We start from the raw sequence: 12105 nt of genomic DNA on the forward strand, positions 1-12105 counted from the left end.
AAATGGATTAACACAGATTTAAAATCCTTTTAATTTCCGTAATCTGTGGCGAAAAAAAATGTGATTAAAAAGTTTCCCGCAGATTTTGCAGATCAAGCAGATAAAATAAAATCAGTTAAATCTGCGGAATCTGTGAGAGAAAACTTTGCGAACGTTGCGTATATCTTTGCGTCTTTGCGGTAAAACAACAAGTATTGAAAAATAAACTTATGGCGTTCTTTCAACGCATTATAAACTGGATAAAAAAGAATAAGATAAAATCAGCAATTGCATTTCTGCTCTTGCTGATTTACTATTTTTCGATACCCCGAACTTTATTCAAAGAACCCTATTCGACCGTTATAGAAAGTAAAGAAGGGGAACTGCTTGGTGCTAAAATTGCCAGAGACGGACAATGGCGTTTTCCTGCTCAGGACAGCGTTCCTGATAAATTCAAGAAATGCATTGTGTATTTTGAAGATGAGTATTTCTATAAGCATCCAGGGTTTAATCCCGGAGCAATGATTAATGCTTTTAAACAAAATCGAAAAGCCGGAAAAGTAGTCAGAGGTGGAAGTACACTGACACAGCAGGTTATAAGGCTTTCGCGAAAAGGAAAAAACAGAACCTATTTTGAAAAACTAATCGAAATTATTCTTGCCACGAGATTAGAATTGGGCTATTCTAAAAATGAAATTCTGGAAATGTACGCTGCGCATGCGCCATTTGGAGGAAATGTAGTGGGTCTTGAAATGGCTTCATGGCGTTATTTCGGCGTTCAGTCCAATCAGTTGTCGTGGGCAGAAAATGCGGTTCTGGCAGTTTTACCAAATGCGCCAAGTTTGATTTATCCCGGAAAAAATCAGATAAAACTATTAAATAAGCGAAACCGACTTTTATTAAAACTGCATCAGGAAGGTATATTAGACAAACAGACGTACGAACTTTCGATAGAAGAACCATTGCCTCAAAAACCATACGACCTGCCTCAAATTGCACCTCATTTATTGCAGAGAGTCGCAAAGAGCGAAGAGGGAACCAGAGTAAAAACTACAATTGATTACGCACTGCAAAACAGAGTTAATCAAATTGCGAGATATTACTACAATCAATATAAACAGAATGAAGTTCATAATCTGGCGATTTTGGTTATTGATGTTCAGAGCAGAAATGTAATGAGTTATGTGGGAAATGCTCCTGCAGATTCAGATCACCAAAAAGATGTTGATATTATAGATGCTCCACGAAGTACAGGAAGTATTTTAAAACCGCTTTTGTACGGTGCCATGCTCGATGACGGAGAGTTATTGCCAAATACTTTAATTGCAGATATTCCAACGCAGATTTCAGGCTATACGCCCCAAAATTTTAATTTAACTTTTGACGGAGCTGTTCCTGCGCATCGTGCATTATCACGATCTTTAAATATTCCGGCAGTATTAATGCTTCAGGATTTCGGTGTAAATAAGTTTTATGAAGAACTGCAGAAATTCAAATTAAAGAATATTAATAAAACACCAGATCATTACGGATTGTCGCTTATTTTGGGAGGAGCAGAAAGTAATTTGTGGGATTTGTGTAGAACCTATGCAAATCTTTCGTCTACGGTTAATTATTTCACTAAAAATAATGGAAAATACAGAACCAGCGAATTTACTGAACTTAATTATAAAAACGATTTTAAGCCTGATTTTGGCTCAGAAACCAACCAAAAGAATATTCTAGGTGCAGGATCAATTTGGCTCACTTACAAGGCAATGGAAGAAGTGAACAGACCGGAAGGAGATGAAGCGTGGAAGTTTTATGACAGTTCGCTTAAAATTGCTTGGAAAACCGGAACCAGTTTTGGAAACAGAGATGCGTGGGCTATTGGAACAAATTCAAAATATGTTGTCGGCATTTGGGTAGGAAACGCAACTGGAGAAGGTCGTCCTACCTTAACAGGAGTTACCAGTGCGGCACCTGTTTTGTTTGATGTGTTTAATTTACTGCCGAGACAAAGATGGTTTGATACACCTTATCAGGATTTGGCAGAAGTTGAGGTTTGCCGTTTAAGCGGTTATCTGGCAAAAGACAATTGTCCGAAAATAAAACAATGGGTTTCTAAAAAAGGAAAATCGACAAAGGTTTGTCCATATCATAAAACTATTCATCTAGATAAAACAGAACAATTTCAGGTTAATAGCAGTTGTGAAAATGTAGATAATATCATTACCAAAAACTGGTTTGTGCTGCCTCCCGTTATGGCTTGGTATTACAAGAGCCAGCATATTGAATACCTGCCTTTGCCACCGTTTAAAGAAGGATGCGAAGCAACACAAACTACTACGATGGATTTTATTTATCCAAAGGCAAACAGTAAGATCTATTTAACAAAGGATTTTAACAGCAATGTGCAGCCCGTAATTTTAAAAGTGGCCTATTCTGAAAGAGATAAGGAACTATTTTGGTATGTTGATAATGTGTATAAAGCCACAACCAAAACCTTTCACGAACTGCCAATTACACCTACAACCGGAATACATTATATTACCGTTGTTGATGCTTCTGGAAATGAAATTAGAAGGAAAATTGAGATTGTAAGGGAATAAATAATATTACATTATTTTTAGTTTTTGGTAAGCATCAGGATTTTTAGTGATTCTAAAAGTAATGCCAAAAGTAAAACCCTTAATTACAGGATTGTTTATATTACTATAGGGTAATGAATATCCAATTCCCAGATCCATCATATTAAAAGCAGATACTCCTGCTAATGCATAAGCGTGCCTGTTTGAAGTTCCGGCTTTAATAAACAATAAATTTCTGTTTACAGAAAGATGTAAATCAGGTAATCCGTAATATTTGTTATTATAACTGGTTATTCCATATCCAATTCCAAAAAATGCCTTAGTTTCACCAGATCCGCATTTCCAATATTCTAAACCAGCTGTAAATTGATTTCTTTGAGCATAAGAATAGGATAAATTCAGGATTAATGACTCTGGAAATTGAAAACGATTAGAATGATAATAGGTTTGCTTGTAATTAAAATCCTGAGAATACGATTCGCGGTTATTTTCATCATACCAAACGGCTTTTCCGGCTAAATAATTAGCATCTTTATCAATTGAATAGCCTTTGAATTGTAATTTGTTATTGTTTATATAATAATCCTTAATTACAAAAAGAGAATCAGTGCCGGTTTCATATCCAATAGCTTTTTTTGTTTTTATTTTTAAGGGATTTATTCTATAATACAGAGCGTTTTCTTTAGTGGAAATTTTCCAGTCTTTGTCAAAAAATATAGTATCGTTTTGAGCTGATAATTTTAAAAAGAATAAGCAAAAAAATAGTATTAGAAAACCGGAACGAAAACTGATCTGCATATGCTGAAAGATTAATTTTAAGAACTTCAAAAATAAATAAGCTTTGTTATTTTTATATCTCTTAAAAGTTTTTTTTGTACAAGTATAAGACAAATAAAAACAAAAAAACCGCCAGTCTTTCGAAAGGCGGTTTCTTATTTTATTCTGAAATAACATTTCCTTTTTTATCGTAGAAATGATATTCTAAATACGTGTAAGCGTCACGAGGTATGATTTTCACCCATTTCTTATGTTCAAAAAACCATTTTGAACGTAATGATGGAAAACCTTTGCTGAGGTATGCAGCCACAAACGGGTGTGTATTTAATACAACCTTATTGTGGGTTTTTAAAAGTCTTTCTAAATCAGCGGTGATCCTGTCAATGATTAAAATTGGAGCTTCAATTTCACCATTATGTTTATTAGGATCTTCCTCTCTGGTTTTGATATTAACTTCTGGTCTTACTCGCTGTCTGGTAATCTGGACTAAACCAAATTTACTTGGCGGTAATATTTTATGCTTTGCTTTATCGTCGCTCATTTCTTCTCGCAAGAAGTCGAACAAAACTTTCCTGTTTTCTGGATTCGACATATCGATAAAATCAACTACGATTATACCGCCCATATCACGCAGACGAAGTTGTCTTGCGATTTCTGCAGCAGCAATCATATTCACTTCCATGGCTGTGTCTTCTTGGTTAGTTGCCTTGTTAGAACGGTTTCCGCTGTTTACGTCTATAACGTGAAGAGCTTCAGTATGTTCGATGATAAGGTAAGCCCCTTTACTCATTGAAACAGTTCTTCCAAAAGAAGTTTTGATTTGTCTCTCTATATTGTATTTCTCAAAAATGGGAGTGTCATTTGATTGATAAAACTTAACAATCGATTGTTTTGAAGGTGCAATTTCCTGCAGATATTCCTTCGTTTGATGGTACAACTCTTCATCATCTATTTGAATACCGCTGAAGGTATCGTTAAATACATCTCTTAATATTGAAGAAGCTCTGTTAAGCTCTCCTAATACTTTTGATGGATGATGAGCAGTTGGTAATTTTTTACACATTGCAGACCATCTGCCAAGCAGGTTCTGCAAATCTTTTTCTAATTCGGCTACGTTTTTGCCTTCGGCTACTGTACGAACAATAACACCAAATCCTTTAGGTTTGATCGATAGAACAAGTTTTTTTAGACGATCCTTTTCTTTTTTGTCTTCTATTTTCTGTGAAATAGAAACTCGATCAGAAAAAGGAACTAGAACAATAAATCTTCCGGCAAGAGAAAGCTCAGCACTTATTCTTGGGCCTTTGGTTGATATAGGTTCTTTAACAACTTGAACTAAGACAGATTGATTGGCACTTAAAATATCAGTAATGATGCCATCTTTGTCAATCTCTTTTTCAAACTGAAAGGTTTTTAGGGAGAAATCTTTTAATTTACCTGCGCTTACAAGTTTTATGAATTTCAACTGAGAAGCTAAGTTTGGACCCAAATCATGATAATGTAAAAAGGCATCTTTTTCGAAACCTACATTTACAAAAGCAGCATTTAATCCGGCAACTGGTTTTCTGATTTTAGCAATAAAAATATCACCAACCTGAAAGTTGCTTTTCTCTTCTTCTTTGTGTAATTCAATTAGTTTTCCATCTTTTAATAAGGCAAAATCTACTGCTTCAGAACTAGATCTAATGATTAATTCTTTATTCACACTGTAAATTTTTATCTGTTTTTTTCAGAAAATAGAGAAAGAGAGAAGAGCATAGATTAAAAAATCTAAAATCTTAAGTCTAAAATCTAAAATCTTATTCTACAGATGGATTAAACAATATTTTAAACAGGTATTATACCCGGCGAAAACTAGCTGGCAGTTTGCAGTTCTAAGTAATCAGTGGACTGAACACTAAATACTGATGACTGAATACTAATTTTCAATTTCAATGAACTTTTAAAAAGAAAAAAGTAGTTTAAAACTACTTTTTCTTTTTGTGGCGGTTAGCTCTCGCTCTTTTTTTACGTTTGTGAGTAGCTACCTTATGTCTCTTTCTTTTTTTACCACTTGGCATATCGTGTCAGATTTTATGTTAATTAATATTATTTTGCTTCGTTGTTTGTTTTAACTCCTTCAACAAATACTTTTGCTGGTTTAAAAGCAGGGATGTTGTGTGCTGGGATTTTAATTGTAGTGTTTTTAGAGATATTTCTACCTGTTTTTTCAGCTCTGGTTTTTACAATAAAACTACCAAAACCTCTTAGGTAAACGTTGTCTCCTGTTTCTAAAGAAGTTTTTACTTCTTCCATAAAAGTTTCTACTGTTGCTTGAACATCTCCTTTTTCAAGACCTAATTTCTCTGAAATTTTCGCTACGATATCTGCTTTCGTCATTTTCTTTCCTATTTTATTTTATAAATGGTGTACTATTTTTTTGAGTTTGCAAATATAGGAATTAAAAAAATAATTAATCAAGCTAATTCGTTAAATTTTAATTACATAAACATTTACTTTTGCAATTTAAGGATTTAAGCATGGTTTTTCATAACAGACTGATAAAATGGTATTTACAAAATAAACGTGATCTTCCATGGCGAAAAACAGCCAATCCATACCATATTTGGCTCTCAGAAATTATGCTGCAGCAGACTAGAGTTGTGCAAGGAATGCCTTACTTTTTTGCTTTTACAAAAGAATTTCCTACGATTTTTGATCTCGCAGATGCCTCAGAAGAACAAGTTTTAAAACTTTGGCAGGGGCTAGGATATTACTCAAGAGCTAGAAACCTGCACAATACCGCAAAATATATCGCTTACGAGCTAAACGGAGTTTTTCCGCAGACTTATAAAGAGCTTCTTACTTTAAAAGGAGTAGGAGAATACACGGCCGCAGCCATTGCGTCGTTTTCTTATAATGAACCAGTTCCTGTTGTCGACGGAAATGTTTTTAGGGTTCTTTCCCGTTATTTTGATATTGATTCAGATATAATGCTGCCGGCCTCTAAAAAAGAATTTGCCCAGCTGGCTTATGAATTAATGCCCAAAGATGATCCTGCAACGTTTAATCAGGCAATAATGGAGTTTGGAGCGCTGCAGTGTGTGCCCAAAAATCCAAATTGTAATATTTGTGTTTTTAACGAAAGCTGCCTGGCTTTGCAGAAAAAGAAAGTTAACGAGCTTCCTGTTAAAATAAAAAAGACAAAAATTACCAATCGGTTTTTTAATTATTTTGTTTTAGAAGATGCTACCGGAAATTCTGTAATACAAAAAAGAACCACAAAAGGCATTTGGCATAATTTATACGAGTTTCCGCTTTTGGAAACAAACGAGATTAAAGATTTTGATTATATATCGAATGCTGTCAAAAAACAAATGTTTCCTATATATACTATAATAGGTATTGAAGAATGCAGTGAAGCAACAGTAATTCACAAACTTTCGCACCAGCATCTGCATATTCAGTTTTGGAAAATAAAAATAAAAGAGGAAATAAAGGATGGAATCGAATTTGAGAAAATTAAAACTTTCCCTTTTCCTATAGTGATCTACAATTTTATTGAGAAGTTATAAAAAAAACCGACTCTAAAAGTCGGTTTTCATATTTATACTCCTGCAGCGGCGTATTGAATTATTCTCACAACGATTCCAACAGCAAAACCAATTAAAGCCATATTACAGGCAGATTTTGCAGCCACAGGTTCATCATTCTTTTTTACAAAATAAATAATTGCCCCCGCCAGCGGAATACAAAACGATAATACTTTAAGTCCAGTACTTAGATCTTGTTGTGATTTGTCGTTTTTCTTTTCGAATTCATCAAAATTTGAGTTTTCTTCAGACATAATTATATAGTTTTTAGTAGTTAATTTAAAATGAAGTGAGTAAAGCAATAAACTGTCCAATAGGCAATAAAATCAGAAAGTCCGGCTAAACCGTAACCCGCTAAAATACCAGTTGAAAAACGAAGGAAATTAGTGCTTTCTCTATTAAAATAAGCTTGTGTAAGACCGTCGATCATTGTTGGTGCAATTGCAAGCAAGGCCCAGTAAATATCTATTTTTATGAACCATAAAAGCGGAATGAAAATGAAGTAGCCAACATAAATGCCGGTACATCTTGCGCAAAAAGGAAATTGTTTTCCTTTATAGAAAAAAGATCTTTCGGGAAGTTTGTGACAGCTTACAAATTCAATTTTTCTCATATTTCAAAAATACAGTATTATTTTTTAAATTTAACAAGATATTATTAAGACTTAACATCTGTTTGAAGGTCTGTGCTGTATTCGAAAAATAAAATCAGCAGACTTTAAAAAATTATTGCTTAAGTTTAGCTAAAATATTTCCTTTGCTGCCCTGTTTTTACAATTTTTAGAAAAGCAGGAATTAATTTGCTAAAAAAATGTATCTTTGGTAGAAATACCGCTATTAATTATGAATGGAACATTAAATAAAGTCATGCTTATTGGTCATTTGGGCGATGATGTGAAAATGCATTATTTCGATGGAGGAAATTGTATCGGACGTTTTCAGCTGGCAACTAATGAAGTTTATATTAATAAAACTACCAATGAGAAAATAACTTCAACTGAGTGGCATAATCTTGTGGTGCGCAATAAAGCAGCTGAGATTTGCGAAAAATATCTTTCTAAAGGAGATAAAATCTATATTGAAGGACGTATAAAATCGAGACAATGGCAGGCAGAAGACGGTACAACGAAATATACTACCGAAATTCAGGTTACTGAGTTTACTTTCTTGACTACCAAAAAAGAAACTGCAAATCATAAACCAAATCAAGAGCAGGAATCCGCAAAAAATACTAACTTTGATGCATCTAATGAAGGCTTGCCAATAAATGATTTGCCTTTTTGATTGTTTAACTAATTTTATATAGTTTGGACCCGGAGCCCAGTTTACTTTTTACTACAACTTTAGACACCAATTTAATAATTGGTTTTGTCGGAATATTTATTTTGCTGTTTTTGTCAGCAATTGTTTCAGGTGCAGAAGTTGCACTTTTTTCTTTATCACAAAAAGATATTGACGATACCATTCAGGAAAATGGTTCAAAAGGAAAAATTATTTCTGATCTTTTAGATAAACCCAAAAAACTTTTAGCCACATTATTAGTCGCCAATAATTTTTTAAACATTGGCGTAGTGATTTTGTTTTCTTTCATGGGAAGAAATATTTTTGAAGCCATTGAATCTCCGGCTTTAAAATTCATTTTAGAAGTAATACTTGTTACTTTCCTTATTTTATTGTTTGGAGAAGTTCTGCCAAAAGTTTACGCCAGCCGAAACAATGTGAAATTTGCCAAACGTTTTGCGTATTCAATCTCTATTTTAGACAAATTGCTTTCGCCAATAAGCTTGCCCATGCGAAGTGTTACCTTATATTTGCATAATAAGTTAGGAAAACAAAAAAATAATTTTTCGATAAATCAGCTTTCTCAGGCTTTAGAATTAACAGATTCTGAAGGAACATCAACCGAGGAACAAAAAATTCTGGAAGGAATTGTTTCTTTTGGAAATACAGATACCAAGCAGGTTATGAGTCCAAGGATTGATATATTTGCTTTGGAAATAACAGAAACATTTTCGGCAATTTATCCTAAAATTATAGAAAAAGGATTTTCGAGAATTCCGGTTTATCGTGACAATATTGACCAGATAGAAGGTGTTTTGTTTGTTAAAGATTTACTGCCGCATATTGATAAAGACGATTTTGACTGGGCTTCGTTATTAAGAGAACCATTTTTTGTTCCCGAAAATAAAAAGCTCGATAATCTTTTAAAAGATTTCCAAAGTCTTAAAAGCCACCTTGCCATTGTGGTTGACGAATATGGCGGAACATCGGGACTGGTTTCTTTAGAAGATGTAATCGAAGAAATAGTAGGAGATATTAGTGACGAGTTTGACGACGAAAATTTAAATTTCTCGCAAATCGACGAAAAGAATTTTCTCTTTGAAGGAAAAATTAACCTGAAAGATTTCTACAGGATTGTAGATGTTGATGAAGATGTTTTTGAGTCTCATAAAGGTGAAGCTGAAACTCTGGCCGGATTTATTTTAGAAATTCTGGGCAATTTTCCTAAAAAAGATCAGAAAGTCGCTTTTGAAAACTGTGTTTTTACCATTGAAACCGTCGACAAAAAGCGCGTAAAACAAATAAAAGTAACAATAGAATAATGTTTAAAAAAATAATAGCAGTAAGTACCATTTTGCTCACACTAACGGTTGTAAGCTGTAAAGATGAAGTACTGCCAAAACCTGGAAGTTTTCTTCGATTAGATTATCCGGAAGCTAAATATGTTAATTTCGAGAATAACTGCCCATTTGTTTTTCAGATGAATGAAGACGCGGTTATTAAGGGCGAAAAAGACTGTGGATTTGCTATTACATATCCAAAAATGAAAGCAACCATTTACCTGACTTATAAACCAGTAAACGGCAATATCGAAAAGCTTTTGAAAGATGCTCAAAAACTTACTTACGAACACGTAATTAAAGCCGATGATATTTTAGAACAACCATATTTAAACCCGGAAAAAAAGGTTTACGGAATGTTTTATCAGGTTAACGGAAACGCGGCTACAAACTCTCAGTTTTATGTTACCGACAGTACAAAACATTTCATAGCAGGATCGGTTTATTTTTATGCAAAACCTAATTTTGATTCAATTATGCCTGCGGCGAGTTATATTAAAAATGATATGCAGCGATTAATGGAAACTTTAAAGTGGAAATAAGAAATAAAAGAAATAAAAAACGGCGTTCAATTTGAACGCCGTTTTTGTTTTGATCAAGTTTAAACTTACGATTTAAAGTTTGAAACTTTATATGTTTTTCCGTCTCCTGTTTCCTGAACAACTTTAGTTAATGATTCAGAATTTTGAACCGTTTTGTCAAATACAACAGTTGCTGTTTTTTTGTCGAAATCTACAGTTGCTTTTTCAACACCGTCTAAACTAGATAATTCTTTTTCAATAGTTTTAGCGCATCCCATTGCACAAGTCATTCCTTCGATTTCAAAACTTGCAGTCTGAACATTTTCTGCAGCAATTGCTACGTGTGCTTTTGGAGCTTCGGTTTCTATATTTTTAATGTTAGCCAGATTTTTATCTTCTTCTTTTTTACAGCTTACGAATACTAAACCCGAAATAGCTAATGCGGCAACGATTTTTGTAAATTTCATTATAATTAATTTTAATTAAGTAATTGTGTGCTTTGCAAAATTAATAAAAAACGAGAGGTCAGTTCCTAAAAATAGTACAAATTTGCAGTAAAATACATTTTATGGATGCAAAACAATTAAAGTGGGTCTACTTATTAATATTGTCTTTGGTTTGGGGCAGTTCTTTTATTTTGATAAAAAGAGGATTAGTAGGCTTGTCTGCAGTTCAGGTTGGCGCTTTCAGAATTATATTTGCTGCGTTGTTTTTGCTTATTTTTGGTTTTAAAAGTTTGTCGAAGATTTCTAAAAGCCAATGGAAATTTGTTGCCCTGACTTCTTTTTTTGGAACATTTACTCCGGCTTTTCTTTTTGCAATTGCCGAAACTCAGGTCGATAGTTCGATTGTTGCTATAATGAATTCGCTTACACCTTTGAATACATTGGTTTTGGGTGCTGTTTTATTTGGAATTCAATTTCAAAAAAGACAAGTTTGGGGCGTTTTTGTGGGTTTGGCAGGATGTTTATTATTGGTTTTAAGCGGTGCTTCGTCGCATCCGGAACAAAACTATTATTATGTAGGTTTGGTTGTTATTGCCACAATATGTTATGCTATAAACGTAAATTTGATTAAAAGATATCTTCCTGATTTAAATTCGGTAAGTATAACGACAGGAAATTTTATGGTTTTGCTTATTCCGGCTCTGATTATTTTGGGAGCCACAGATATTTCGCAGAAATTAAGTTTACAGGAAACACAGCATTCTATTTTATTTGTGATGATATTAGGTGTTTTAGGAACCGGAATTGCTAATATTTTGTTCTTTAAATTGATTCAGATATCGTCTCCCGTTTTTGCAACATCGGTTACATACTTAATTCCTATTGTTGCTTTTTTCTGGGGATTATTAGATAATGAAATGCTTACGCCAATTCAGTTTTTTGGTGCTTTTATAATTTTGATTGGAGTTTATTTATCAGCAAAAAAGTAATTTTTTGAACGCATTTTTGTCATTTCAACGAAAGGAGAAATCGCACTAGAAATTCCGCAAAGGGAGTCGACAATCTGTGTCGAATCCCGCGTGTGATTTCTCCTTTCGTCGAAATGACAAACTCTGAGTAATATTTTAAATCTATAAATAATTGTAGTCTTTTTCGTTCTTTTTGAATATCTTTGAAGTCCTAAACGTCAATTTATGAAATCAAAGAAAATTTTGCCCGCGTGGTATGGTGGCGGTATTGGAAACAACCGTAACGCTTTTGACGGCGTAGGACACCTTAGCTATGCGGGTTTTTTAATTTTTCCTAATCGTCAAAATTATGATTACAAACACTCTTTCAAAAGAAACAGAACTGAGATTGCAGTATTTCTTGAACAATTCGATTGATCCAGATCTTCTGGCAAAAACAATCCGAAAACTAAATTACATACTTACTTTAAGTATTCTTAGGGATTGCGAAACACTCGAGATTGAAAAGGAAGGTTTACTGGAAGGTTTTTATTGGCTCAACGAGTTAGCCGAAATCTTAAATCCTTATCTGGATGTTGAATAATCAAACAAGAAAGGCTGTCATAATTGACAGCCTTTCTTGCTTTCTAAAATAAAATCTTAGAACCTTAGT

The 12105-nt window shown here is 33.6% G+C and carries 13 protein-coding genes; 7 read left to right on the forward strand and 6 right to left on the reverse strand.

Going from position 1 to position 12105, the window contains the following annotated elements:
* Window positions 1–194: 194 nt before the first annotated feature.
* Window positions 195–2570: a penicillin-binding protein 1C gene (gene pbpC / locus ABD859_RS08100; RefSeq protein WP_345142690.1), complete on the forward strand. Its 2376-nt coding sequence runs from the start codon at window positions 195–197 to the stop codon at window positions 2568–2570.
* Window positions 2571–2576: 6 nt separating this feature from the next.
* On the opposite strand, the gene ABD859_RS08105 is transcribed toward pbpC, so the two are convergent.
* The 3 genes from ABD859_RS08105 to ABD859_RS08115 form a co-directional block, all read right to left on the reverse strand.
* On the reverse strand, window positions 2577–3347 hold the full coding sequence (locus ABD859_RS08105; RefSeq protein WP_345142693.1) for a hypothetical protein: 771 nt from the start codon (window positions 3345–3347) through the stop codon (window positions 2577–2579).
* Window positions 3348–3486: 139 nt separating this feature from the next.
* A complete protein-coding gene (locus ABD859_RS08110) occupies window positions 3487–5031 on the reverse strand; it encodes an Rne/Rng family ribonuclease (protein ID WP_345142696.1) in 1545 nt (514 codons plus the stop codon).
* Window positions 5032–5414: 383 nt separating this feature from the next.
* A complete protein-coding gene (locus ABD859_RS08115) occupies window positions 5415–5705 on the reverse strand; it encodes an HU family DNA-binding protein (RefSeq protein WP_007805026.1) in 291 nt (96 codons plus the stop codon).
* Between the two features lie 140 nt (window positions 5706–5845).
* Between ABD859_RS08115 and mutY the strand changes: the two genes are divergently transcribed.
* Window positions 5846–6880 (forward strand): A/G-specific adenine glycosylase, encoded by a 1035-nt coding sequence (mutY, locus tag ABD859_RS08120; protein ID WP_345143888.1) that lies wholly within the window; start codon window positions 5846–5848, stop codon window positions 6878–6880.
* A gap of 32 nt (window positions 6881–6912) precedes the next feature.
* Here the strand turns inward: mutY and ABD859_RS08125 are convergent, their stop codons facing one another.
* Window positions 6913–7152, reverse strand: a complete 240-nt coding sequence (locus ABD859_RS08125) for a hypothetical protein (protein WP_345142700.1) — start codon at window positions 7150–7152, stop codon at window positions 6913–6915.
* A 20-nt stretch (window positions 7153–7172) separates the two neighbouring features.
* The gene (locus ABD859_RS08130; protein WP_345142703.1) at window positions 7173–7511 is read right to left on the reverse strand and encodes a DUF2085 domain-containing protein; all 339 of its coding nucleotides are present in this window, start codon (window positions 7509–7511) and stop codon (window positions 7173–7175) included.
* A gap of 229 nt (window positions 7512–7740) precedes the next feature.
* On the opposite strand from ABD859_RS08130, the gene ABD859_RS08135 reads away from it, so the two are divergent.
* The 3 genes from ABD859_RS08135 to gldD are packed head-to-tail and all read left to right on the forward strand — an operon-like array spanning window position 7741 to window position 10060.
* On the forward strand, window positions 7741–8181 hold the full coding sequence (locus ABD859_RS08135) for a single-stranded DNA-binding protein (RefSeq protein WP_345142704.1): 441 nt from the start codon (window positions 7741–7743) through the stop codon (window positions 8179–8181).
* 23 nt (window positions 8182–8204) lie between these two features.
* On the forward strand, window positions 8205–9500 hold the full coding sequence (locus ABD859_RS08140) for a gliding motility-associated protein GldE (RefSeq protein ID WP_345142706.1): 1296 nt from the start codon (window positions 8205–8207) through the stop codon (window positions 9498–9500).
* On the forward strand, window positions 9500–10060 hold the full coding sequence (gene gldD, locus ABD859_RS08145) for a gliding motility lipoprotein GldD (RefSeq protein ID WP_345142709.1): 561 nt from the start codon (window positions 9500–9502) through the stop codon (window positions 10058–10060). The genes ABD859_RS08140 and gldD overlap by 1 nt, the downstream gene beginning before the upstream one ends.
* Before the next feature lie 65 nt (window positions 10061–10125).
* Here gldD and ABD859_RS08150 read toward each other — a convergent pair whose 3' ends face one another.
* Complete coding sequence (locus tag ABD859_RS08150) at window positions 10126–10506, reverse strand: heavy-metal-associated domain-containing protein (protein WP_345142712.1); 381 nt, start codon at window positions 10504–10506, stop codon at window positions 10126–10128.
* Between the two features lie 101 nt (window positions 10507–10607).
* Between ABD859_RS08150 and ABD859_RS08155 the strand changes: the two genes are divergently transcribed.
* Both ABD859_RS08155 and ABD859_RS08160 read left to right on the forward strand, forming a co-directional pair.
* Window positions 10608–11474: a DMT family transporter gene (locus ABD859_RS08155; protein ID WP_345142715.1), complete on the forward strand. Its 867-nt coding sequence runs from the start codon at window positions 10608–10610 to the stop codon at window positions 11472–11474.
* 328 nt (window positions 11475–11802) lie between these two features.
* Window positions 11803–12036, forward strand: a complete 234-nt coding sequence (locus ABD859_RS08160) for a hypothetical protein (protein ID WP_345142718.1) — start codon at window positions 11803–11805, stop codon at window positions 12034–12036.
* The last annotated feature ends 69 nt before the right edge of the window (window positions 12037–12105 follow it).

Origin of the sequence: Flavobacterium ginsengiterrae, assembly GCF_039539785.1 — a bacterium.
Lineage (GTDB): Bacteria > Bacteroidota > Bacteroidia > Flavobacteriales > Flavobacteriaceae > Flavobacterium > Flavobacterium ginsengiterrae.

Excerpts from the sequence above, each read along its gene's own strand:
- ABD859_RS08105 (WP_345142693.1), bottom strand. The coding sequence starts at position 3,347 with ATGCAGATCAGTTTTCGTTCCGGTTTTCTAATACTATTTTTTTGCTTA.
- ABD859_RS08115 (WP_007805026.1), bottom strand. The coding sequence starts at position 5,705 with ATGACGAAAGCAGATATCGTAGCGAAAATTTCAGAGAAATTAGGTCTT.
- mutY (WP_345143888.1), top strand. The coding sequence starts at position 5,846 with ATGGTTTTTCATAACAGACTGATAAAATGGTATTTACAAAATAAACGT.
- ABD859_RS08125 (WP_345142700.1), bottom strand. The coding sequence starts at position 7,152 with ATGTCTGAAGAAAACTCAAATTTTGATGAATTCGAAAAGAAAAACGAC.
- ABD859_RS08130 (WP_345142703.1), bottom strand. The coding sequence starts at position 7,511 with ATGAGAAAAATTGAATTTGTAAGCTGTCACAAACTTCCCGAAAGATCT.
- ABD859_RS08135 (WP_345142704.1), top strand. The coding sequence starts at position 7,741 with ATGAATGGAACATTAAATAAAGTCATGCTTATTGGTCATTTGGGCGAT.
- gldD (WP_345142709.1), top strand. The coding sequence starts at position 9,500 with ATGTTTAAAAAAATAATAGCAGTAAGTACCATTTTGCTCACACTAACG.
- ABD859_RS08150 (WP_345142712.1), bottom strand. The coding sequence starts at position 10,506 with ATGAAATTTACAAAAATCGTTGCCGCATTAGCTATTTCGGGTTTAGTA.
- ABD859_RS08155 (WP_345142715.1), top strand. The coding sequence starts at position 10,608 with ATGGATGCAAAACAATTAAAGTGGGTCTACTTATTAATATTGTCTTTG.
- ABD859_RS08160 (WP_345142718.1), top strand. The coding sequence starts at position 11,803 with ATGATTACAAACACTCTTTCAAAAGAAACAGAACTGAGATTGCAGTAT.